General features: G+C 57.4%; 22 protein-coding genes. 2 read left to right on the plus strand and 20 right to left on the minus strand.

The window, feature by feature from the left end; all coding sequences use genetic code 11:
• The first annotated feature begins 104 nt into the window (after window positions 1-104).
• The gene (locus A6070_RS10995) at window positions 105-479 is read left to right on the plus strand and encodes a hypothetical protein (protein ID WP_072285795.1); all 375 of its coding nucleotides are present in this window, start codon (window positions 105-107) and stop codon (window positions 477-479) included.
• A gap of 55 nt (window positions 480-534) precedes the next feature.
• Here the strand turns inward: A6070_RS10995 and A6070_RS11000 are convergent, their stop codons facing one another.
• The 20 genes from A6070_RS11000 to A6070_RS11095 form a co-directional block, all read right to left on the minus strand.
• Window positions 535-3,855: a conjugal transfer protein TraG N-terminal domain-containing protein gene (locus tag A6070_RS11000; RefSeq protein ID WP_072285796.1), complete on the minus strand. Its 3,321-nt coding sequence runs from the start codon at window positions 3,853-3,855 to the stop codon at window positions 535-537.
• Window positions 3,856-3,941: 86 nt separating this feature from the next.
• Window positions 3,942-4,664, minus strand: coding sequence for a hypothetical protein (locus A6070_RS11005; RefSeq protein WP_072285797.1), 723 nt, complete (start codon window positions 4,662-4,664; stop codon window positions 3,942-3,944).
• Between the two features lie 9 nt (window positions 4,665-4,673).
• Window positions 4,674-4,928 carry a hypothetical protein gene (locus tag A6070_RS11010; RefSeq protein ID WP_072285798.1) on the minus strand — a complete coding sequence of 85 codons (255 nt, stop codon included), beginning with the start codon at window positions 4,926-4,928 and terminating at the stop codon, window positions 4,674-4,676.
• Window positions 4,929-4,938: 10 nt separating this feature from the next.
• Window positions 4,939-5,442, minus strand: a complete 504-nt coding sequence (locus A6070_RS11015) for a S26 family signal peptidase (protein ID WP_072285799.1) — start codon at window positions 5,440-5,442, stop codon at window positions 4,939-4,941.
• Entirely contained in the window at window positions 5,439-5,618 is a 180-nt protein-coding gene (locus tag A6070_RS15435; protein ID WP_145928208.1) for a hypothetical protein, read from the minus strand. Before A6070_RS15435 ends, A6070_RS11015 begins: the two co-directional genes overlap by 4 nt.
• A gap of 308 nt (window positions 5,619-5,926) precedes the next feature.
• Complete coding sequence (locus A6070_RS11025) at window positions 5,927-6,727, minus strand: type-F conjugative transfer system pilin assembly protein TrbC (RefSeq protein WP_145926347.1); 801 nt, start codon at window positions 6,725-6,727, stop codon at window positions 5,927-5,929.
• Window positions 6,703-7,719, minus strand: coding sequence for a TraU family protein (locus tag A6070_RS11030; RefSeq protein WP_072285802.1), 1,017 nt, complete (start codon window positions 7,717-7,719; stop codon window positions 6,703-6,705). Before A6070_RS11030 ends, A6070_RS11025 begins: the two co-directional genes overlap by 25 nt.
• Window positions 7,700-8,314 (minus strand): hypothetical protein, encoded by a 615-nt coding sequence (locus A6070_RS11035; RefSeq protein WP_235605453.1) that lies wholly within the window; start codon window positions 8,312-8,314, stop codon window positions 7,700-7,702. The genes A6070_RS11030 and A6070_RS11035 overlap by 20 nt, the downstream gene beginning before the upstream one ends.
• Window positions 8,314-9,738 carry a conjugal transfer protein TraN gene (traN, locus tag A6070_RS11040; RefSeq protein ID WP_072285803.1) on the minus strand — a complete coding sequence of 475 codons (1,425 nt, stop codon included), beginning with the start codon at window positions 9,736-9,738 and terminating at the stop codon, window positions 8,314-8,316. The genes A6070_RS11035 and traN overlap by 1 nt, the downstream gene beginning before the upstream one ends.
• Window positions 9,739-9,748: 10 nt before the next feature.
• On the minus strand, window positions 9,749-11,473 hold the full coding sequence (locus A6070_RS11045) for a hypothetical protein (protein WP_145928209.1): 1,725 nt from the start codon (window positions 11,471-11,473) through the stop codon (window positions 9,749-9,751).
• 246 nt (window positions 11,474-11,719) lie between these two features.
• On the minus strand, window positions 11,720-14,161 hold the full coding sequence (locus tag A6070_RS11050; protein WP_072502085.1) for a TraC family protein: 2,442 nt from the start codon (window positions 14,159-14,161) through the stop codon (window positions 11,720-11,722).
• Window positions 14,162-14,171: 10 nt separating this feature from the next.
• Window positions 14,172-14,567 (minus strand): TraV family lipoprotein, encoded by a 396-nt coding sequence (locus tag A6070_RS11055; protein ID WP_145926349.1) that lies wholly within the window; start codon window positions 14,565-14,567, stop codon window positions 14,172-14,174.
• Window positions 14,567-15,742 (minus strand): TraB/VirB10 family protein, encoded by a 1,176-nt coding sequence (locus tag A6070_RS11060; RefSeq protein ID WP_072285806.1) that lies wholly within the window; start codon window positions 15,740-15,742, stop codon window positions 14,567-14,569. Before A6070_RS11060 ends, A6070_RS11055 begins: the two co-directional genes overlap by 1 nt.
• Window positions 15,732-16,532: a TraK domain-containing protein gene (locus A6070_RS11065; protein ID WP_072285807.1), complete on the minus strand. Its 801-nt coding sequence runs from the start codon at window positions 16,530-16,532 to the stop codon at window positions 15,732-15,734. The genes A6070_RS11060 and A6070_RS11065 overlap by 11 nt, the downstream gene beginning before the upstream one ends.
• 1 nt (window position 16,533) lies before the next feature.
• Window positions 16,534-17,091, minus strand: coding sequence for a type IV conjugative transfer system protein TraE (locus A6070_RS11070; RefSeq protein ID WP_072285808.1), 558 nt, complete (start codon window positions 17,089-17,091; stop codon window positions 16,534-16,536).
• Entirely contained in the window at window positions 17,088-17,354 is a 267-nt protein-coding gene (locus tag A6070_RS11075; RefSeq protein ID WP_072285809.1) for a type IV conjugative transfer system protein TraL, read from the minus strand. The genes A6070_RS11070 and A6070_RS11075 overlap by 4 nt, the downstream gene beginning before the upstream one ends.
• Window positions 17,355-17,410: 56 nt before the next feature.
• Entirely contained in the window at window positions 17,411-17,701 is a 291-nt protein-coding gene (locus A6070_RS11080; RefSeq protein WP_072285810.1) for a hypothetical protein, read from the minus strand.
• Entirely contained in the window at window positions 17,694-18,407 is a 714-nt protein-coding gene (locus A6070_RS11085) for a DsbC family protein (protein ID WP_235605454.1), read from the minus strand. Before A6070_RS11085 ends, A6070_RS11080 begins: the two co-directional genes overlap by 8 nt.
• 29 nt (window positions 18,408-18,436) lie before the next feature.
• Window positions 18,437-19,354 (minus strand): OmpA family protein, encoded by a 918-nt coding sequence (locus A6070_RS11090; RefSeq protein ID WP_083558449.1) that lies wholly within the window; start codon window positions 19,352-19,354, stop codon window positions 18,437-18,439.
• 179 nt (window positions 19,355-19,533) lie between these two features.
• Window positions 19,534-20,700 (minus strand): IS4 family transposase, encoded by a 1,167-nt coding sequence (locus A6070_RS11095; protein ID WP_072285813.1) that lies wholly within the window; start codon window positions 20,698-20,700, stop codon window positions 19,534-19,536.
• A gap of 337 nt (window positions 20,701-21,037) precedes the next feature.
• On the opposite strand from A6070_RS11095, the gene A6070_RS11100 reads away from it, so the two are divergent.
• Window positions 21,038-21,877, plus strand: coding sequence for a hypothetical protein (locus tag A6070_RS11100; RefSeq protein WP_072285814.1), 840 nt, complete (start codon window positions 21,038-21,040; stop codon window positions 21,875-21,877).
• The last annotated feature ends 489 nt before the right edge of the window (window positions 21,878-22,366 follow it).

Genomic DNA, 22,366 nt, shown 5'->3' on the forward strand with positions numbered 1-22,366 from the left:
TGGCTTTTTAAGCCTCCCCTCTTTTACTACGTTCCCGTGTTCCCGATCAAAACTGGAAAAGGTTAAAAATTGGTTTTTCTACCAACAAAAATAAGGATTTTGAAATGGAATTTTTACCGATTTTCCTCATCTTTTTTGGAGGCACTGCGGTCATATTGCTGATCAACGCGGGAATTCTGACGGCATCCAGAAAAAGGGCGAAGAACCAAGAGTGGGATTTTCTGAATGGTCGAAAGAACCAATCCCAGCAAACGCAAAGCGAGGAAAAGCAGGAAAAAGAAAACACCCAGGACAAACCTTTCCCGGGCTCGCTGCTGGATGTTGGTTTGGCGCGGGCCCATGGCGTCCGTAGTGGCCTTGGCACCATAGAAGTTGGCCTACCCGTGCTTATAGAGCAGGTTCGTCTGCTACGGGAAGAGGTAGTCTTGTTAAGGAAAGACTTGAGGAAACATGAAACCGACCCGGTAAAAAAAAAATGAACAAAAAATGAACAAGATCGCCAATGTGCCATCCGTATGAATCCAATTCCTTGAATCAATATTTATCCAACTCCTTCAATTTCTCCTCCAGCTTGGAAAAGGCTTCCATATCCAGATTGCTCAAATTAGGCTTCTTTTTTATTTGAGTCTGCTTCAGTGACTGAAGCGAATTATCACGAACCTGCCGCAGCGAAGATCCAGATTTTGCCGGGTCATAGGCTTCGGGGCGCAGCGAAAATCCAGGTTTTGCAGCATCGTAGGTCCCAGGCTGCAAAAATGAGCGGGATTTTTCTGGATCATAGGCTCCGGGACGCAATGAAGCTCCGGAATTTGCCGGATCATAGGCTTCAGGGCGCAGCGAAAATCCAGGTTTTGGCTTGTCCGGATTTGAGTTCGTCTCGGAACCCTTCGGATCAGTCAAGGATTCCAGCGCCTTCCGTCGAGCTTCCCTTTTCTTTGCCACGGAATCGGTGGGAGCATTAAGGTTCCCCGGTCGGGGATCGGCAAAGGAAATTTCCGCGACGGCCTCTCTGGCCCGCTCGGCAGCACCCTCTCCCAAGTCCCTTCTTTGTCCCAACTGCTGGCCCACCCGGTTGTGAATCGCGGCCTGGTCCCGCAGAACCCAGTTACCGTCTTTTTCCGTGTCGAGAAGCTTGTACCGCTCGGCCAGCCAGCCCTGAATATCCTTATTGAGCGCATTCTGTTCTTGGCCACTACCGCCCCTTGCTGCGGCCATGTCATCCAGTACCGCCATTATGGCTTGCTCGCTGACAATGCCATACTGGCTCTGCGCCCGGTCTATCGCATAGGCCGTCATCAGTTCCATGTTTTGATCGGCAGAGGTCGTGTCCCGGGTCGCAGCCTCGCGCAGATGGCTCCACCCCTCGGCGGCGTTGGCCTGGGCGGCCGTGGACGCGGCATAAGCGCGGCCAGCCGAGGTATTCATGGTTTTCACCAGAGCCTCCTTGCGGATGCTTGCTGCCGTATTTTCAAGAGCAGATATTTCCTCTTCGCTGGCCTTGAACGTGGCCGATTGCCCCTTGGAATTTCGCATCTGGTACTCTCCACTTACCCCGGCTTTAATCTCCAGCATGCCCAGGGTAAGGTTTTTCAAAAGGGCACCCGCGTTGAGTCCAATGCTTGCCCCCGCTTTAAAAAGGCGGTCCCTGGTCTGCTTTGACACCTGGTCGAAGGCCGAACCGTTTGCCACCCGTTGCGTGACGGAATCCTTGATGGAGTTGCTCAGTTCCTCCTGGTAGGAGCGGGCTTCCCCGCTGTTGGTTCTGCTTTCTTCCAGTGCCTGCCAGTGCTGATTCCAGTTTTTGCCGGCCGATAGCGTATGCGCCCCTTTCTCGATGGCCAGCTCCTGGTAAGCCTTTCCAAACCTGGCGCCCATGCCCGCAGCCTCGACACGCCAGCGCTCCTGGCCGCCCTGTTCGATCAGATGGTGTATCTTTCCAACCGCTTCACTGGAAAGACTCCGGTTTTCCGCCAGAACATTCCCCGAAGCATCCTTTTCAGCGTTCGCGTCCAGTTTCCAGCCGGCACCAAGGGTGGTCGCGGTAGTATGCCCGCCGCGCAGCGCGGATGTCACAAGCCCGCCTTCCGTGCCGCCAAAGCTCAACGTGCCTTGTTCGGTCTGGATGGCGCCTCCCATCTGCGAGCGCCGCATGTAATGACCCAGGCTGCTCATGTCGCTCATGCCCGTCGGCATCTGCCCAGCCTGTTGCAGGTTTCCGATGTTGCGGCGCACGGCGGCAGCGCCTTCGACCCCGCGAACCTGATTGACCATGCCTTCATCCATCATCGGGCCAAATCCGTAACGCGGATGGTTGGCAATGGTTTCCGTTGGCATGGACCAGGCGTTGGATTTGAGGGCGGAAGCCCGACCGGAAGGGTCCTCCGTCATATTGGCGGCCAGCTGCCCGGCTGTCTTGATCTGCCCGGTCAAATTTCCCGCCAGCGTCGCCAGGGCATGGCCTCCGAATTTGACCAGAATGCCTGTCATGACGGTGGCCAGCATCAGGCCCGACATTCTCACCGTGCCGAACATGCCCAGAACCTTGACCATCTCTCCCGGCACGAAATAAAAAGCGTCCATGCCCAAGCCGCTGCCCTTCGCCGGCAGGCCTTCAAGCACCTTGGTGCCATAGTCCATCAGAAACTGATGCAGCAAAGCGTCCGTAATCCCCCAGGATGCCAGCCAGATAAAGAACCCGAGCATGACACTCAATGCCTTCCCGAACAGGGGTGTCGGAATGAACAACGCCAGAAACGGGACCAGGCCGAGAGCAATCGCCGTCAGCACCCCTTTCATGACCGGCAGCCATTCGTTGGCCGCCTTCATGCTGCCGCTCGCCCCGGTCAGGAATTTGTAGTTGGCAACAGCGGCGGTATCGCCCGAACGGAACACATCGTGGAGTCGCTGCGAGAGATACGCCTGGCGCATGAAATCGTCCGTGGTCATGCCGCTGACTCCAAGATCCTGCAAGGTGGCCTGAAGATCCGATTTGCACTTTTGGTAGCTTGCGGTGTCGCCGGAGTCATAGCCAAGCTGGGAACAAATCCCCTTCAGGTTTTCCTCCAGGTGGGCCGGCGACGCGAGATAGGTGTTTATGTTGCCCCATGCCTCCTGGCAGGTCATGGTCTGGCCCTGCGGCATGGCCAGGTCGTAATACACCGTATAGATGGCGGGAGAATCGGCCTTTGCAAAAGAAGAGGAAAAATCCGTGGCAGTGCGGCGCAGTTCATCCACGGTCAGGGTGGCCCCCGGCCGGTTGATCTCAAACGCCACGCAGTCTTCCAGGTACTTGTTGATCGAGCTGTCGATCAGGGTGTCATCGGAAGTGAGAACCTTGGTGGTTGCCTGAAACAGTCCGAGAAAACCGCTGCCACCAGCCTGGTTGATGTAGCTTCGGGGATCGCCAGAGGTTGCGATGATCTCCGTCATGCCCCGCTCCACCAGGTTCAGTATGCCGGCTACGGCCACGATGCCATCCGGAATGCCCGCCACGGCCTGATAGCGGTTGGTGGTGGGGTCGTAGATATGAACGGTTCCCGTCGGGATGACCAGACTCAGGTAAAGGATCACCCCAACCATGATGGGCACCATCCAGGTAATGGGATTGGCCCGGGCTCCGGTGGCGGCCCGAACGGTTATGGCCAGTCCACCCAGAATCAGGGCCATTATGACAACCGAGAAAAACAGGCCCTTGTAACCACCATCGCTGAAAATCAGCGCCAGCCGCTGAAAACCGCTGACCACCGGATCGAAGCCGTTGTAGGTGTGGAATTCAGCGTCCAGGGAAAAACCCGGGGCGGGCACCGCCAGGATGGCGCACAAGGTGCCGAAAAGGGGTACAAGGGATTTAGGCATTGATGCAACTCCATTGGTCGGCATGGTGCGAATGTTTTGCTTCGCCTATGATCGCTGTTGTGGCGGCCTCTTTCCCCTCAGGCGGATCAATCGACATGTACCACACCCGCTTCGATTAGCTTGCGGTTGCGGCGGGTCGCCAGGAGCAGGGCAACGGTTGGGATGGCGATGAACACGGCGGTCACGCCCAAAACCAGCCAGGCCGAGGTCAGCAAGACCGGCTTGAAGCCATAGACCCAGTGATAAATGGCCAGAACCGCGGACTGGGGGACGTGGAGCCTGTACAGCGCCTTTGCCGCCCACTGCATATGTGCGTCCGACAGCACCGCGAAATAAAGGAAATGAAAGGCAATGAAGGCCAGAATCGCTTTCAGGATCGCGCCGGCCACCACACCGCCCAGCAGGTTGCGAATCATCGCCTTGGTGTAGTTGCCGATGAACTTGGTGGCGGCGTAGGCCAGAAAGATACCGAACCCGAGCGAATACCCCACAGCCAGCAGAAAGGCGAAAACCAGGTCAAAAGTGTCGGGATCGGTGGAGCCAAATACGGGGATGTAGCGTTCCACGACGCCGATTGCGACAGGGGTCAAAAGCGCCGCGATCAGACCCGAAAGAAAGGAACTGCGAAAGCCGACCTCGAAAAACTCGATACGCTGCTTCGTCGTCAGGAAGGTATCGCGGATAACCGCGCCTCCCAGTTCATTGGCGAAATTCTGCTCGATGAATGAAATCGCCTCCAAAAACCCTTTCGGATGGATCTCCTGGCCGGGCGGCATGGGCATGATGTCGGGGCTTGCACCTCTGCTCACAACAACCTCCTACCGGGCCAGAAGCCCGAAAAACCGGAACAATGCCGCGCCATAAGCAATGAATCCGGCGATAAGGAACGTCCAGAAGCCGACGATGAAATTGCGACGGCGAATGCCATACCAAAACGACAGAGCCAGAAAGGCAACGGCAAAGGCCCGGCTCCAGAAGCCGAGAAAGATGGTGGCGAAAAGCGTTTGCCAGAAGTTGGCGTACTCTGCGTTTTCCACATGGGTCAATGGATTGAACGTGTCGAGCCAGGACATGCGAACGCTCCTAGAAGATGGGCCTTGCCCAGGCCAGGAATTGATCTTTTGAAACCAGGCCAAAATAACGCGAGTCGAAGCTGTCCGGATTGTCGCCAATCAAAAAGGCGCTCCCCGCCGGAATCCGTCCGGAAATATCGGCCGGTGTCAATAGCTCGCCTGACAATGATTTCTCCTTGGCAATCCCCAGAAACTCCCGACCGCAGTAGAAAACCCTGCCCCGCCGACGCAGCACTTGCCCCTCATCGCAGCCGATCCGCTTGATGGCCCGTATGTCTTCTCCCTGTCGAACCGCTTCGGAGACCCGCACGCCTTTGGCCTTATCCCCTGGAAGCCGGAACAGCACATACCGTCCACGCTGAACCTGAGCCAGATCGTCCGACAGCCACCATATCCGGTATTTTACCGAGGGCGTCAGGGTGATACTGACACGCCGGAGAGCCAGGCCCGCCCCCGAAGCAAGCAGCAACGCCAGAAGAAAAGCCAGACGCTTTTTTGCCGGAAACCCGATCAAGGCTTGATCACCTCAACATGGCGAATCACTACGTCCCCCATGAGCACCGCATACCGGGAAGGGATGGTGTCCACGACTTTCTCCAGGCGATCCATGCGGCGCTCCAGTTCCCTCTCGTCGATGGCGCCGCGAAGGAACTCCTGCTTTTGGATATCGAGAAAGCCCTGGATGTCCACCGCAACGACCTTTTGGGCGAAGTAGCGGTCATAGGCCCAGACAGAGCCGATGGAGACAGAAAGAGAAACCAGAGCGATCAGAAAAAATAGCCGGACCGGTCCCCGACCTGCCCTCGGAGGGGGAGTGGCAGGCTTAGGTCCGGCCCGGGGGAGGAAGCGTTTCCGGGTGGCTGGCGGGGCGACTCGTTCACGAAGAACTCCTCTCCATTTTCCAGAGATAAGAACTACTCTTTATTATGTTCAGCGATTTCCAGATTCGAATTTTGCGATTTCCAGAGAAGAAGTGTTTTCCCCCTCTTTCTCCCTTGCTAATCGGGCCAGGGGGAAGACCGGCCCCTGAGCCTTTCCGCGACCCCGGCCAGTTTCTTGCCGGCCCCTTCCCGCGCGAACAACTCCAGGATGTACCCAAGGCTGGCATCGCCGTAAGCGATCATGGCTTCAGCCTCGTTGGTGGCGGGCGCGAACACCACGGCCGGAACCTGTGAAATGCCGAATTTCCGGAACAGCATCGGGTCGACGATGAACGAAAGATTCCGCAGGGAACAGCCACCCCTCGCCAAATCGCAAGCCGGTCGGGTCTTCAGGACCTCCCCGGCCAGTTTGGCCGTTGGCCCGATTCTCTTGGCCCCGCCGACAAACCCGCGCAGCACCATCACAACGGCCTGGTCGCCCAACCGCTCCATGTCGGCGGCATAGTTGCGTAGCGCATTCAAGGGCATGGAGGAGGAAACAAAGATGTAAATCCGCCCACCGGGGGGCAGAACGCCGCCTTGATCCGGTTTCGATTCTTTGTGAATATCCTCGGCTGTCTTCTGCCCGAAAAAGGTTTCTGCAAGCCTTTGGCGCTCTTTCTGAAGCTCTCTTTGGAACTCCGGGGACTGGTATTGCCGCATCAAATCCCTGGCGGCATCTTTTCCTTCCGGATCGAATTTCGGCATTCGCACTTCCATCTTTTTTGCCTGCTGCACCAGTTCCCCGGCGCGGGCCTCGATAGAACCCTCCCCTGCAACCGCAAGGGACAGCGGCAGCAGTGCCGCAAGGCTCGCAACAGCTATGCGTGAAAGCCACATGGCTTTGTCCCCTGTCATGGCGAATAACCCACGCAGCACTTGTTCTTCCGCGTCAGCACCCACAGGAAATTGCTTTCCGAATTCGCCCCCGCCCCACCCGGGGGATTCTTGCCAGAGCCCCACAGCAGGTCACTGCGTCCGATGGGCACACAGTCGCTGCCTCGCACCGGCCTGGCAATCTGCAGGCGGTAGTGGCTCTTGCGCCAGATGGGGGACATGACCGCCCCGCAGGCGTTGCTGCCGGTATCCCACAGCAGCATTTCCCGGCCCAGCTTGAACAGCATCCGCGCCGCCAGTCCCGCGTTGGCCGTGATCGGATTGCGGTCCGCGATCGTCCCGGTCAAAGGATAAGCGCTGCCCCAGCTCCCCATGCACCAGAACAGCGAATCAAGCGGATAGCCCAGCGCCGCCGCCGTGCTGTCCGGTATGCAGGAAAGCTGCGAGGCCGGATTGGCAAACAACAGGGCTTCGGGATTGATCAGGAACGCCAAGGAATCGTTACTCCACAGAGGATCGATTTCGGTCATGTAGGCCAGGTCGAACCCCTCCTGCTCCAGGCAGGGCAAATCAAAAAACAGATCCATCATGCTGAATACCGGCAGGATGTAGTAATGTGCCTGCTGAAACGTCTGGGTGCCGCCCGTCAAATCCATGCCATCGGTGGAACCGCTGAGCAGGCCCGGCTGCGGATTGCTGATCGATGCTCCCAGCGAGGGGAAACAGTAGGCATCGCTTACCGTCTCGATCATTCGGGCCGGCTCGTAAAAACTTACCGTCACCCCGATGGTCAGGCTTCCTCCGTTGAGACAGGCACAGACCGGCGGAGACATATCCTCCGGCGGTTCATCCCCCTGAAAATTCCCCATCGTCAGCCGACCGCCCATCTGGACCGGAAAAATGCACTGCCAGCAGATATCCGTAACCGGGTTGATTGGACGCCCTGTGCATTTCGCCACGCTTGTCCAGGGCAGGCCGAGACACGCCAGCAGCGCCAGCCCCTGAACCAGATATCTACTTGACCGGAATCTCAATTTCCCGCACCTCCATCATACGGCCCTGACGGCGAATCACGCACGGCACCGCTTTCAGTTGAAATCGTTCGACAAGCCCCCGGACCGCATAAAATACCGCCCGCCCCAATTTCTGACCGATCTCGGAGAACGCGCCACCACTCAAAAGAATCAACGTGTCCGGCTGGCCGACCCATGGGGAAGCCTTGAGCCAGTCCACCTGCTCCGGGTCCTCGCCGTCGATCACCACCAGTGTTTGATTGAACGGCACGTAATCCAGAGGGTTAAACCGGAACCCCCTTGGATAGAGGATGCCTCCTTGGCCGTCCGGAATGTTGAAGTCGAGGGTGTAGGTCATGTCCACCAGAAAGAATCGTTCCCGGGCGGCCCTGGGCAGAGGGACCAGATTCGGCGGCCTGAAATTCTCCGGACGTTGCTCGTTCAGAGCGGACTGCCAATCGACTTGTCCGGCCCGCTCCTCGATCTCCTCCAGCGCATCCCTTTCGGCAATCGGATAGACCTTGCCGACAACGCCGAGGGTTTTCGCGTGAACCGTCCCGGAGAAAAACAGGCAGAGAGCCAGAGCCGGCATGCATCGCAATATCGTCATCGCCATTATCTGACCTGCTCATAGTGTCGCTGGATGCCCTGTTGAATCCGATCCTGTGTGCCCTGGATCTTTTGCGACATATCCCTGGTGATGTCTCCAAAATATTCGGAGAGATCAATTTTTGCGAAGTCGAGCTGCTGGAATTCCTCGGGCGTAAACCCCCGGCAGTTGGGGTTCTTCTTGTCGCCCCACCCGCCATCGGGTCCGAAGGCCTTGAGTTGCGGGCGGCCCTGCTCATGGATAATCCGCGCCATTTTGCTGTTGAAGCAGCAGAACCTTCTGGATCTCTGGACGCAACCCACCATCGCCCATCTTTTTTCGCAGACCGACCCGAGGTAAACGCAGTAGTCCGAATCGTTGAGCAGAGCGGTTTCGACATCTCTCTGGTCGCAGCCACCGCCGAACAGCACCTTCATAGCCACCATCACCGCCACGGATACCGCGATGGTGCCCGGGTTGATCAGAGCGCCGGCATAACTTTGAAGCCCGGCGCTGACGGCGCCGCTGGCGGTGGCCCCTCCCGCGACCGCTCCTTCGGCGGCCACAACCCCCGCGCCAATGGCCGAGCCCGATCCGAAGGTGGCGACTGTTGCTCCTGTTGTGGTATTCACGATGGCAACGGCACCGCCCGCTCCCTGCACGGCCGTCATGGCTCCCGAGGCAATCTGGTAGGAGTAGTACGCTACCTTGGCGACCTCGTAGCTTCGCTTGGCGGCGTTCACCATGGTGGTGACACGGCTGCCGGTTGTCGGGTCGCTTAAGGCCTGGGCATCGTTGTCACAGCAATCGTTGAGATAGCCGACCGTTACCCCGGGCGGCCGGCAGCGGGTCGCCTTTCCGGAAAAAATATAAAGCTGCCCGAGGCAGTTGCCGTCCTCGTCGAGTTCGCCGTCGTTCTGATACATGGCGTCTTCCTCAGGCAACTCCATTATCTCGTTGCCGGGCTCGGACAAATCGATGCAGACATTGGGCGAGCATCGGGACGCTCCCGGCGCACCGACACAGGGGTACTGTGCCCCCAGAGGACAGGTCTCCTCCCCCAGGCACAGGTCGCCCTCCGGATCGTAGGTCGTTCCCTGCGGGCAGGAAAAATCTGCTGCGCACCTGTCCTCTAAAGGTTGATACGTGTAGCCGGCGGGACAGGAAGGGGTGGTGTCCGCCAGGCACACGTCAAGATCAGGGCTGAATGTGCCACCCGGAGGGCAAACCGGCGCGGATTGGGTGTGGCTGCAAGCAACCGCGCCTACCGGGCAGAACCAGCCGCCGCCCGTCCCGAGGCAAAGGGCGGTTTCCCCTTGTCCGTCGGCAAACCCGTCGCCGTCCAGATCCTGGCCGCAGGCATAATCGGCCAGGGCGTGGCCCGAACCTGTCAGCAGGTAAACGCCAAGGGTGAAAAGAGCGATGGCCTTGCTTCGCATTTCGCTTCTCATTACCGGGCTCCTACGGCGTCTTGGGAATCCCGTCCGAGCAGATCGTGTCCTGTCCGGCCAGTCTGAGCATCTGGATGATGGACGCCGCCTCGGCAAACTCGTTGAGGCATTGGCAGTCCTTCAGTATCTCCTCGCCGGGCTCCACCGGGCACCGGCCATCGACACAGGTGTGATAAACGATGTCATAGCTGGCCGTGTCGGTCTGGAACTGCTCGGAATGTCCCGCCAGAACCACCTGTGAGTCCAACCGGGGCTTTCGCGTCTTGCACGCCTTCTCGCATTCATCGTGGACAGGGAGGGACATTCGATCAAACGATTCCGAGGTCGATGCCCATCCACCGGGGACTTTCAGGGCATCCTGGTAGCAGGCTGAGGTTCCGTCCTCGTGCAGGCTGCCGACAACCTGGCCGAATCTGGTTTTGGCGTCGGAAAAGTCATAAGCGGGGGCGTCGCAAAGGTAGACGCGCTGTTTTCCCCACCAGTCCTGGAGGAGATCTTCGGAACAGTTGCCCTGATGGATGCTCCTCATGGAGGGTAGTGGCGCAAGGCTGGTCGGGTTGGCATTGCGGTAGGTATAAACACCGTCAACCTTCTCTTCCTGGAGGGTGCAATCGGAGCGGGAAGCGAGCGCGTCGCAGCCGTCCAGAATTGTTATCGATGAGACGCACAAGTTGTCCTTGAGCCGAACCCGGATGAACGCAAAGCCTTCCCCCTTGTCGGTAACGGAAACCCTTATTTTGGCTTGCACCTCGCCATGCTTCCGGAAATAGCCGGTCACATCCTTGTTGGGATTCCGGTTCCAGTTTGTATTCAATTCGCAGGCTCCCCCGGTTTCTGGCGGGAAGTTGTCGTTGGGGCCACTCCACGCTTTCTCGCCGCCGATCCAGACCTGCATGTAGTCATCCCATTTGGCCCGTATGATGGTTGCCGACTTGATCAGTTCCGGAAAATGGATGTAAAAACGAAAATCCCTTTCGAAAATGGTGCAGTTGCCTGACCAGTAGTTGTCCCCTATCCTTCCCAGAACCACGTCGATGCAGCCCGGGCCGCAGTACTGGACGGACCCTGTTCCGCCCAGTGGCGTGATAACGTCATGGATGGTTTTTTCCTCGATAACGACCTGCTTGTGGATTTCGCACTGATTCCGCTGCTGGCCCGTGCCCATCCCGCTGACCAGGCTGTAAAGGCTCTTCGCGTCCCCGCTCTGGGCGGCGACCGTGTTTTGGGCCGCATCCCGGATTTCCAGGGGAGCCGACAGGTAGGCCGCCTGCGCCGGCGGAACAGGCGACGCGGCGGAAGGGGTTCCGTCAGGGCCGGTGGTTCGGGTGGTGTCCTGTCCGTAATAGGCGATGGTCGTATCTTCAACGTTCACGTCGGAAACGGTAAAGCCAGAATTGGCCTGTTGCATCGCGCCGACAATCCCGCCGCCAAGATCCTGAAGCACGACCTTCGCATTGCTCCAGACCAGATTGCTGCCGCAATCGCTGTTGATGCAGTAACAGCCACCGGTTCGGTTATAAAAGTCCTCCTGCAGGCAGATTCGGCCCTCCGGGTCCGCCTGCCAGATGTATCGCCGGCAATCGCTCCAGGTTCCGGGTGTGCAGGATATGACGCCGTTTCCACACACGCCGGAGACGGGAAAGGGAACCTGGTAGGAATAATCGGTCGTCCCGTCGAAATCCAGATCCGCCCCGATAATCACCGTCGCCAGATCCCCGGTCGGACCCGGCTGCATGAAGGCTTCGAGGAACTTTTTCGAACTGGGAAACAGCATTTGCCCGGGAAAGGCCGTGTCATCGTCCAGGGTCCTCAGGGGGTTCCAGAAGAGGTTGCCGGATTCAGGATGTTCTGCCGCAGAAGGTCCTTGCTGCCGAACTTGCTTCGTATCATCTGCCCGGCGGCTTGGCCGCTGCCTCGTCCTTCCGCCATGGATTCCGCCTCATCCCCGCACGCCACGCCCGTTTGCAGCGCCAGGGCAAAACTAGCCGCGACGATACCTGTCCACCATCGCTTTGATCGCATCCGCATAGGACAGCCCTCCCTGCACCAGTTCCTCGATTTCGGCTATTTCGTCGCCGTCTGACGTAAAGGCGTAGTAGCTGAACGGATCGACCATCAGGCGCCCTACGCCGAAGCCGAACGGGGTATCCATGAAAATTTCCGAATAATGCGGCTTGCGGCTTTTGACGCTCTTGAGCATCCGCAACGCGAACTCGTCGTAGGTGATGATCTTTTCCGCCGCCGCCCTTTCGAAGTCGCCGGATTCCAGGAAGAACTTGAAGGCGCTGTTGCCCTGGATGACGTCCCCCACCGGGCCGAACTGCTTGATGTCCAGAGGCGACTGGGTGATGATGGAAAAACTTCCCTTGTACTTTCTGGCCCTCCGGTAGCCCTCCTCGATGACCTCGCGCAGATGTCCGGCCTTGCCGAGAAACTTCCAGGCTTCATCGAAAATGATGAACCGGGGCGTTTTACGGTTGGAAAGATACAGGTCCTTGGTGACGGCATTGATGATCTGCAGGGTTACCACCCGGAACAGTTCCTTCTTCGGCTCCAGGTGCTCCAGTTCCAGAACCACGAATTCATCGCTGGAGATGTCGAAGGTGGAAGGGCCGTTGAAGAAACGCCCAAAAGGCCCTCGGCGGGTGAAATCCTCGATGTTGAAGGCCAGCTTCCGTGCCGCCTCCAGAATCTCCCCGTCGTGCCCGTGGTTTCGGAATTCGGACAGATAGCGGTGAACGGTATCCACCTCCGCCTCCGTACCCTCTTGCGCCCACGCCCACCGCACCGCGTTTTTGAGCAGCGTCATCTCGATTTCCGTGGGCGCGGTCCCCGTCGAGGAGTAGGCCATCTGGCCGATGATGGGGGCAATGACCGGAATATCGTGCTCGGCATCGACGACCCGCGAGAACGGGTTGATGCAGATACTCGATGCGTCGGTGAAGTCCAGGTATCGGGCGCCGCACATCTTGGTCATCTTCTTGTAGCTGCCGCCGATGTCGATGATGCGGATCTTGGCCCCGGCGGCGAAATAGTTGGTGACCAGGTAATTGAGGAAAAAGGATTTGCCGGAACCGGAGGTGGCGGCAATGAACGCATTATGGTTGTTGGCGCCCCTGGCCATCAGGTCCAGGCCGGCAACCTGCCCTTTGCGCGAGACAAAGAGCAGTTGCGGGCTGCCAACGCCGTTGAAATCCCCCTGTACCGGCAGGATCGAGGAAAGGGTGTCGGCGGGAACGATATAGTCGCGGTCAAGCTGCTCGATATTTTTCCCGACATCGTACAGTCCGAAGGGCAACGACGAGATCAGCAGCACCGGCAGGATGCCACGGTCCTCCTGCATCAGATAACCCTGGCTCTCCCACAGCCTCCGGGCGCGATCCAGTGCCCGCCGGGACTTTTCCGCGGTGTCGTAGACCCACATCACCGGCAGGATTTTATAAAACCGCGAGCCTTTGTCGAGTTCCCCCGTCGCCCACAGGTATTCCTCTTTTTTCCGCGCCAGGCTCGGGGCGAAGGAACCGACGCCCTGCTGCATCAGAATCATGTTGCACTTGGCGTGGAGCCGGGTTTTCTGATCGTCCAGCAGAATGTTGAGACAATAGAGAAAGGGGCCGGGAATCTGGTCGGCGTCCGAGGTTCCCCCTTCGACCCCACCGAAAAGCTGGTTGGTCTGAAACAGGTTGACGGCGGGCGGATACCCCTTCGGCGTCAGGCAGCGCCACTCCTTTTGCCCGATCCGCACATGATCGAAGGCCTTGCGGGTGACCGTTTCCCCGAACAGAGCCTGCTTGCTGATCGGCACGGTTTCGTCATAGTGGCTCAGTTCGCCGGTTGGCTTATCGTTCAGGAGCCGGCGCAGCCATTCCAGCAGGCTGCCGGGCTTCACCAGGCGGGGATGCAGGGAGGCGCCGGCCAGGGATTCCTCCGCCATGCTGATGATGTCGGCCAGGTTGGCGCGTCTTTTCTGGGGCCATTTGACAGCCACGAAGGCCCGGAAGTTTCGCAGGACCGGACCAACGCTCCAATGGCCCGCCGCCCCAGCCTGGAAATGCTCGGACAAGGCGCCGGAAATCCTGTTGAACAATGCGTCATCCCGGACTTTGAGCGTCTGGTAGCAATCCAGGATCGGATCAATGTGCGAATCACCGTGCAGAATGAACTGTGCGATGGTGCCGGGCGGGAACCCGATCCTGAAAAAGCCGTTCAGCGCCATGATGGTCTTCTCGCCGGCAAAAACCAGCGCGGGGGAACATTCCCAGAGCACGCCAACCGTATCGTCGCTGTTGACATACACGCCCGTATCCGGGTCCCAGGCGACATACGGCAGATAATCCGACAGTTTGCTGCGGCGGGTATCGGCCTTGAGCTGCGCCTTGGCAAGGCCTCCGTCGTCACCGAAAAACAAGGAAAGCAGGCCCACGTCAAACCTCCTACCGTTGGCTTTTTTGGAGGGGATCGCTCAATACCCAGCGAGGCGGCTCGGTGAAGATATAGGCATAACGCAGCATGAACAGCTCATTTCCCTCCCCCTCGTAAGGGAGCATCAGCACCCGCATGACCTTCGGCGGCACCACCACGGGCGTTTCCGGCTCCCGCAGAAGGCCGGCGATTCTCCCCAAAAGGGCATCCTGGTACTCCGAGCTGTCCGCCCGGCGCTGTGGCCGGGCCGGATCGAGCCGGGACTCCATGGATTCCGTATAGGCGTCCTCCATGGACACGCATTTGCCGTTATCCGGATCGGGACAGGCAAACTTGCTCGCGTAGGGATTCATGCACCCGGCCATGGGCAGGGCCAGAAGCAGCAGAAGCATTGTCCGCAAGCGCATCAGTTGACCTCCTTGGTCGGGTCGCGCAATTCGAGAGTGACCCCTTCTTCTATAACCAGCGTTATGTCCTTGGTCGCTCCGACCTCGATGACCGGCAGGGCCTGCTTGGCCAGTTCCAGGTAGAATTTCTGGGTGTCCTTGAAGGCGGCGGCCAGGCCGCTGCCGACGCCGTACTGCACCGCGCTTCCGGGGTCGATGGTCTGGGTCGTCCCAAGGGGGCTGGAGCTGACGATGGTGTTCTGGGAGGCGACATACTCGCCCATGCCGCCGAAGAACCCGGCGATCATTGATCGGGCGATGGCGGCGCCCATGCGGCTGACCACCCTGCCCTTCAGGCCGATCTTGCCGTCCTGGTCCACCAGGAACCCCTTGACCTTGTGGTCGATTACCGCCTGTCCCTCCCGGGTCAGGCAGGACAGGGACACTGCCCGCATGTGGGCCCGTTCGTCAGCGAGGTTGCCAAGACCCTCCGCGATAACGAAGCAGCCTTTGAGGTCCGCCTTGACGCTGTTCGGCAATACTGCCAGATCCTTGATCCGCAACAGCGCCGGAACCGGATTGCCCCGCGCCGATTCCGCCGTCGGCGCGTCCAGGCCGGAAAGCAGGGTCGCCGCCATGAAGGAGGGAGGCAGGTAAATCGACTGTTTCCGTTCGGCTTTTTTTTTACTCTCGTCCGGGATGGCGCCTGCAGGTGCGGACACGGTGCTGATGCCGCCCACCACGACCATTTCCTCCGGAACCGCAGCCGGCACAGAAGCGGAGGAAGCTCCGGCGTGCGGGTTGACCGTGCCTGGCGGGGGCGGAGGCGGATAGGAGGGCAGCCCGGCAGGAGACCGGGACGCTTCGCTGGCGGGTTCGAGAGCCGGTTCAACCTGTTTTTGCCGATCCTGCAGAACCATTTCGTCAAGTTGCCGGCGCAATTCCTCCATCTGCCGGTCACGGCGCTCCATCTCCTGCCGGCTTTTCTGGTAAAGCGATTTTTCCAGAAGATGCGCATCGGAGGTCAGGGAGACCGGCTTTTCCGCCACGGGAGGTGGCGGCGCCGGCTTGGACCGTGCCATGTACGCAAGGGTCGCCAAAAGCAGCACCCCGGCAATGCCGAGGATCTGAACGGCTTTTTTCCGGGTCCCGGGTTCCAGATTTCGCCAAGCCACTTTCAGCCGTTTAAAATCCATGACCGCCCCCCTTTCCGACCCAGGCCGGAGCATGGTTCTCGTCGCGGCACTCCACAATGAATGCCCGGGTTATCCCTCCTGGTTCCAGCAGGGGCTCGTCCAGTGCCACGGCCAGCGGGCTGCGGGTCAGTTCCTTGCGCAGCAACGCCTGCTCGGAAAGCCGCAGCGCCTCGATGCCCGACTTCAGCGACACCAGAAATTCCCGGACGACCAGTCCTTCTCCTTCGACAATGATGTCCTGTCGGGCGGTCACCCAAAGATCCCGGAAGAGATCCATCTGTCTGCCAACCGGCCGAATCGTGTAGCTCTCCGGGATATCCCCCGCATAAGCCTGCTTTATCAGGGTCAGGATCTTCTTCTCCAAAGGCAGCCCCGCGAACAGGGACAGGTTTTTCTCAATACGCTTCTTCCGCCCGGACGACAGCCGGATGGTTTGGGTGGGCACCCTCTGGGGAAGTCCGACAAGCGTGTAAATTTCATCGCCGCAGACAACATGAAACTCGGAAGGAACCTCGGTGTAAAACAACTGGTCCCCGCGTTTCAAAGCCGTGAACTTGATAAAGGCGTCACGCCCGGAAATCTTGACTTCGATGCCCTTCTCCTTGCTGTACACCACGTCCTTGATGCTCTCCTCGCAGACCAGCCGGTTCACGTCCGTGTTCGACAGCCGGATTCTGGTGGCAACCTCTGGCGGCACCACGGAAGGCCAGAGCTCCGTACTTTCGGAGGAAGCCGCCAAACAGGGAGACGCGGCCAGCAAAGCCAGCGTCACAATGAGAAACCTGCGCACCTCAACCCTCCTTTTCCATAAAGCCAGTGATCCAGAAACGGCCATCCCGAATCTTGTAGGACAATCGGTAAGCCATTCGCTTGTCCTCGGTTTTCTGGTCCCTGACGTACAACTCCATCCGGCCGGGAATTTCCAGGCACTGCTGTTGCGGAAAGTGGATCATGTCCTCCAGGTGAAACACGCTGGTGGCTCCGGTCATTTCCACGGCATCCGCGATGCGATAAAGCTCTTTATTGAGGGACGGATATTCCTCGGGGGCCACCAGCGGCAGCAGTTCATCGAACTGCTTTCGGACGGTAGCGGGGGTGTAATTCAGACGCAGACCGGTGACATATCTGCCCATCAGCCGCAGGTAGTCTGGATCGGCGGTCGAACCCGCCACTTCGGCCTGGCCGGCAAGGGCCGGCGGAACCAGAATCGTACGCTGGCGGTCCATGGCAGCAAACAGCAGCAGGCAGTTCAGGGCGGTCAGTCCGCCAATCAGTATCACCATCAGCCGCAGCAACCTGCGCTCGGCAAACAGGTTGCTGGTTTTCGACAGGAAAAAATCGAGTCTCATTCGAAGAATTCCTCTTCGTAATAGCTGGGATAGCCTCGCAGGTCGGTCCAGCCGGCCACATAGAACATGTGGCGCAGAAAGCCTCTGGGATAGCGACGCTTGATCTTGCCGTAGGCAACCGGTGCGGCAATCATCACCACCCAGAAGATCCCGCCGAAAATCATGGCCAGCATGTAGCCGACAACCATGATGCCCAAATCGTCCGGCTCGAACCATAGAAGCTGATAGGGGGCGGTGAGGTATTGAGGCATCTTCTTGTCCATGGTCACTCCAGAAGAAAACGGTGGGAAACGGGAGGGGACGGGGGCCCCTCCTTGGGTCAGATCAACATTCCCAGGCTGGAGACGATGGAGTCAGCCTTGATGATTGCCCCACCGGCGACGATGCAGAAAACCGCCGGCAGCCAGGCGCCACGCGGCAGCATGCTGGCTCCCCAGATGATCAGGGCCAAGGCCCCGACAAAACCGAAGGCACCCTGGAGCATGTTGACAACGAAGATGTCATAAACGGTGTAGCCGAAACTGCCGGATGTCGGCGCGGTGATAGCGAAAGACGGGCCGGCCAACGCCATCAGCAGCAGGGCGGTCAACAACGACGTGCGTTTAATCATTGGTTGCTCTCCTTTTCTTGGCTTGAACCTTTGCGTTCGGGTTGTCCAGAATCGAGGCGATGGCCTCGATGTTCGCTCCTCCGATCCTTTTTCCGTTGACCCAGAGAGTAGGCGTCCCCCGCACGCCTACGGCACCGGCAAGTCTCAGGTGTTCATCGAGGAGGGTTGTTGAACAGTTCTTCAGAGAAGGCCGGGTTCCGTCCCACATTCCGGTGAAGACCTCGTGTTTTGCTGTTTCCCGGTCTGTACTGCACAGGATGTACAGGGCCTTGTCGCGGGCCTGAGGATGAGTTTCCAGTGGGCAAAAAAAGATGTGCCGGGTGATATCTTCCCGGGCGCTCAGGTAGTCGTCGAGCTTGCGACAGTAGGGGCAGTCCGGATCGGTGAACTCAATGACCTGATGAGGCCCGTTGCCGATCGTCACGGCTTTATCCAGGGGCAGCTCTTTTACCTTCCCGGCCAGGATTTGTTCCCGCCTTTGGGCGGTAATGCTTTGGCCGTCCTTGCTCCAGATTTCTCCCAGCACCAGATAGCCCTCGGGGCTGAAGTAGAAAATCTGGCCACCCGCAGTCACCTCGTAAAGGCCTGGAATGGGAGAAGGCAGAAAGCCGTCGATACCCGTCTGCGGGAACATCCGCTTCATTTGGGCAGCAGCCTCTGCCCCATTGCCGGATGCGGCAGACGTGGACGGTCCCGTCAGCAGCAAGGCCCCAAGAGCCGCACAGAGACAACTTCTCATTTGGCGCTCTCCTTTACCTGTTCAACGACCGCGCGGCGATTAAGGGACAGGTTGTCCGTGGAGATCGGACAGCATTCGCCTCGGCCGTTTTTGGACATCACGGTGACGCCGCGATCCTGAAGGTAGGCACTCACACTTTCTGCGCGGTACCGCGACAGATCCCGGTTATGTTGCTCGCTACCGAGCCGACACGCATACCCGGCAACTCGAACTTTGGCCGTGCAAGGAACTTCATCGAGGACGGCTTTGGACGATTCGCTCAGTTCCGCCCGGTCAAAATCGAACCAGACTGTCCAGGTCGACGAATCTCTCTTGGGATCGAGGTTCGATCTGTTGGAATTAGCCTCCGGTGGAAAAGAACCCGTTTCTATTGCACTGGCAGTTGCCGTCTGCTGTCCAACCCGCACGGAAAGGGATACGGACCGCTGAGCCGGAAGATTGGGTTCCTCGCAAACGTTGGTGATGACGAACGCTTTGGCGGAATAGCTGGTGGCGGCAGCGCCGAAGTCGGCATTGTGATACTGGCGGCAGATGGTATCTGCCCATGCCGGAACAGACAGGGATGCCAGAAGCAAAACAACATAAAACAGCCGCACAAGAACCTCCTTCCCGTTTCCTGACAAAGGGATATGGATCTCTTCCTCATATTCGGGCCGCAGGGAAGGAGTCTTGCCAAGGGGGACGCAGGAATCACGGAAACCAATACGATCTGAGGTGGGTGGGCTCAGTGGATCGGGACGTTGGATTATTAAAATTCTGGAACTTTTCCTCAAAAGGCATATAGTGTGAACCCAGCCTAAGAGATGTTGCATCGTTCCCGTGAAACTTTTTTCAGAGATCTGCAACGACATCAATTCTGAAGGCGGCCATGCCAAACCTGTCAGAAACGATGCCTTCTGTCTTTCTTTTGCCATCCATCAGCTGGAGGACGGCTGAACGATTCAAGCGATCCTTGAATCGCTGTCTAATAAAGCCAAATGAGGCTGATAAATGCTTGTGGTCTTAAAGAAAGAGACCAAGGATTGTGCAGTCCGTGTGCAGTCCGGATGATTTTATTTATTGGATATATACAGACTCAGTAGTGTCCCAACGTTTAGTTGAATAAAAACAACTGGTTATCGTTTTCCGTTGATGCGGCTGTGTAATCCGCGTCAACAAGTAGCTGATTTAACTGAATTCTCTCGAACGAGGTTACGCTTAATATCTGTAAAATTGTGTAGAGACTGGCCTCGATCTTGAGCCGTTTTTTCATAATGGCCACCAGCAGATAAACGGTTACTGCGATCCAGATCTGGGTTTTGACCGCATTTTCGCTGGTGCCGTAAAAACTCTTAATCCGCAGGTTCTGTTTGATCCAGCGGAAGAACTGCTCGATGTACCACCGGCGACGATAAAGCAAAGCAATCGATTCCGCCGGGAGCGTGAAGTTGTTGCTCAGAATGACGATGGTTTTGTCGGTCTCCAGGTCGCGCACTCTGACGCGACGTAGTTTCTCCGGATAATCGCGTGTCGCGTAATGCCCGGTGAACTTGACTGTTTGATCGCAAAGCAACCCGGTTTCTCGGTTTACGGGAGCGGAATAGAGTCGCCGGAAGGCCATGTTCTTCTTGGCCCGAATGACAAAGAAGGCATGGGCCTTGGTCATCCGATAAAGACGAAAATAGTCGAGGTAGCCACGATCCATCACATAGGTGGCTCCGGCTTCCAAAGGCAGATCGTCGAAAACTGCGACCTCGTGCTCTTTGCCGTCTGAGATGTAAATGAACGTAGGAATGCTGCCGCGCAGATCCAGAAGGGTGTGTAGCTTGATTGCGCTCTTGGTCTGCCGAAACTCGGCCCATGGAAACAGCGTCAGACACAAATCGATTGTCGTTGCGTCCAAGGCATAGGCGGCCTGGTCGAGTTCGATGCCAAAATCCTCGTCCAGGTAGAGGCTGCGCGCCACCGGAATGAGGCTGTGAGCCAAGTCGGCATAAATTCGCCAGTCGCGGACCTTGTTGGCGTTGGCCAGAGTGTTCCTCGATACCTGGCTGCGGATGCCCATGTGATAGAGCTTGTTGCTCTGTGCACGAAGACAGGCTTCGATATCGCGCAAGCTTTCGCGATACGTCAGTTGGGCGAAGGCCATACAGAGAAACTGGTCGAGACAGGTGAATGACTTGACCTTGCGGTTTCCCTGGTAGCGTTTCACGCATTGCCGAAACGTGTGCAAGGGAAGATGGTCGATGACTTGAGAGAAAACCAGCTTGCCGGTGGCCATAGCACAGCTCCTGTCGTGAGGTAATGCAACCACACGCAGGATGATGCTGAAGCAGATTTTGTTTCAAGTCGATAACAGCCATTTTTTCTCGATAGTTTATTTATATCAGTTAGTTATGAACAATTTTTGATTTAACGTTGGGACACCACTGATACAGACTGTATAAATCGGGAAAAAAAATGTCTAAAAAATATATAGAACGTTGAATTTTTAGGTTTTGTCGGCGTTTTGATTTATTCCTAAAATCTTGCTTATATAGACCAGAAGAGCTTTATTAGTTGTCTTATACAAACTGTATATTTCTAGTTGGCCTGCAAACAGAGGGAAGAGAAAGCTGATGGCAACGCGAGACGATTTTCTAAAGCCAGTGAGGGAACTGCTTGCGCGACGTGTCGGCTATCGATGCTCAAATCCCAATTGCCGAGTACTCACGGCTGGCCCAGGCGATGGTGACGACGGAACGGTTGACGTGGGTGTTGCGGCACATATCACTGCCGCGGCGAAGGGCGGAAAACGCTATGACCCGCATTTAACGAAGGAAGAGCGGCGTTCGGCAGAGAACGGTATCTGGCTTTGCCAAGTACACGCTAAGCTTGTCGACGATGCACCGGAACGTTTCACGGTCGAACTGCTTCGCGAATGGAAGCGACTGTCAGAGCAAGCTGCGCGGCTCGAGATTGAAGAGCTTGACAAAGGACTACCAGCCCGGCAGGCGGCTGATATTGAGGCACTCAAAATCTATGCGGGGGCCTTTGATCGGAGTGCATTCAAAGACCATTTCCACGTTGAGATGAGCATGTCGGCCTTTGATCGGGCGATCCAGGATTCAGTCGTGGCACTTTCAACCGGCACGCTTCGAGACCGTGATGGGAATGTGCTGGCGCAGACAATTGGGCGTTCAGCTTTGGAAAACCGGTCATGGCGCGAGAAGATCGGGGCCGTAATCGACTTGCTGAACACGATCGTGCGCCGTTTTGAGATCGCAGCAGCTTCAGGAGCAATCAAAATCCACGGTCGCGGCCGTGACCTGGAAACCTACTGCATTAATGATCACGAACTGGGGCACTGGATGGATGCGACTCGGGGTGAGGCCCTGAAGTTGTTTTCGGAGGTGCTGGCTGAGGCCGGACTCGACCCTTTGCCGTGGGCCCCATATCGACACTTCTCCCGTTGGTAACTGTACATAAAGAAAGGGCCAACAACGCCATGTACTCGGACGGGAATTCCGCTGCGCTTCATTCTCGCCGGTGATGGCCACGTTAGGCCCAAATTTGCGATTTATAACTCTTATCAAAGGAGGAAAAAATGTGAAGGGCCATAAATAAAGAAACGTAAAGGGTCGATTTTGTTTTCTTATTTTGCTGAATGGTAAGAGTTTTCTAAGGATTCGATTAAGGAGAAACCATGGGTTTTTTTAGCTCAGATAAATGCGATTGTTGCGGTGCAAAAGTAAATACGGGAATGAAATCAAAGCATTGTGGCCACTGGATATGCTCCAACTGCATTGTTCAACGTAGTACCCGTACTTCTCATATGTTTGGAAAGGATACTATGCTTTGTCCTGTTTGCGGAAAGGATACTGGCATTCACCATGATGCCATTGTGGCCAGAATGCAGGGAAGGGGCTAATTCTGCCTAACAGCATAACCAGCTGGGGAAAGCTGCT

Source organism: Syntrophotalea acetylenica, from assembly GCF_001888165.1.
GTDB lineage: Bacteria > Desulfobacterota > Desulfuromonadia > Desulfuromonadales > Syntrophotaleaceae > Syntrophotalea > Syntrophotalea acetylenica.

Excerpts from the sequence above, each read along its gene's own strand:
- A6070_RS10995 (WP_072285795.1), top strand. The coding sequence starts at position 105 with ATGGAATTTTTACCGATTTTCCTCATCTTTTTTGGAGGCACTGCGGTC.
- A6070_RS11000 (WP_072285796.1), bottom strand. The coding sequence starts at position 3,855 with ATGCCTAAATCCCTTGTACCCCTTTTCGGCACCTTGTGCGCCATCCTG.
- A6070_RS11010 (WP_072285798.1), bottom strand. The coding sequence starts at position 4,928 with ATGTCCTGGCTCGACACGTTCAATCCATTGACCCATGTGGAAAACGCA.
- A6070_RS11035 (WP_235605453.1), bottom strand. The coding sequence starts at position 8,314 with ATGGCGATGACGATATTGCGATGCATGCCGGCTCTGGCTCTCTGCCTG.
- traN (WP_072285803.1), bottom strand. The coding sequence starts at position 9,738 with ATGAGAAGCGAAATGCGAAGCAAGGCCATCGCTCTTTTCACCCTTGGC.
- A6070_RS11045 (WP_145928209.1), bottom strand. The coding sequence starts at position 11,473 with ATGCAGCCGGGTCCGACCGGGGATCTGGCGACGGTGATTATCGGGGCG.
- A6070_RS11055 (WP_145926349.1), bottom strand. The coding sequence starts at position 14,567 with ATGCGCTTGCGGACAATGCTTCTGCTGCTTCTGGCCCTGCCCATGGCC.
- A6070_RS11060 (WP_072285806.1), bottom strand. The coding sequence starts at position 15,742 with ATGGATTTTAAACGGCTGAAAGTGGCTTGGCGAAATCTGGAACCCGGG.
- A6070_RS11070 (WP_072285808.1), bottom strand. The coding sequence starts at position 17,091 with ATGAGACTCGATTTTTTCCTGTCGAAAACCAGCAACCTGTTTGCCGAG.
- A6070_RS11075 (WP_072285809.1), bottom strand. The coding sequence starts at position 17,354 with ATGGACAAGAAGATGCCTCAATACCTCACCGCCCCCTATCAGCTTCTA.
- A6070_RS11080 (WP_072285810.1), bottom strand. The coding sequence starts at position 17,701 with ATGATTAAACGCACGTCGTTGTTGACCGCCCTGCTGCTGATGGCGTTG.
- A6070_RS11090 (WP_083558449.1), bottom strand. The coding sequence starts at position 19,354 with ATGGCAAAAGAAAGACAGAAGGCATCGTTTCTGACAGGTTTGGCATGG.
- A6070_RS11095 (WP_072285813.1), bottom strand. The coding sequence starts at position 20,700 with ATGGCCACCGGCAAGCTGGTTTTCTCTCAAGTCATCGACCATCTTCCC.
- A6070_RS11100 (WP_072285814.1), top strand. The coding sequence starts at position 21,038 with ATGGCAACGCGAGACGATTTTCTAAAGCCAGTGAGGGAACTGCTTGCG.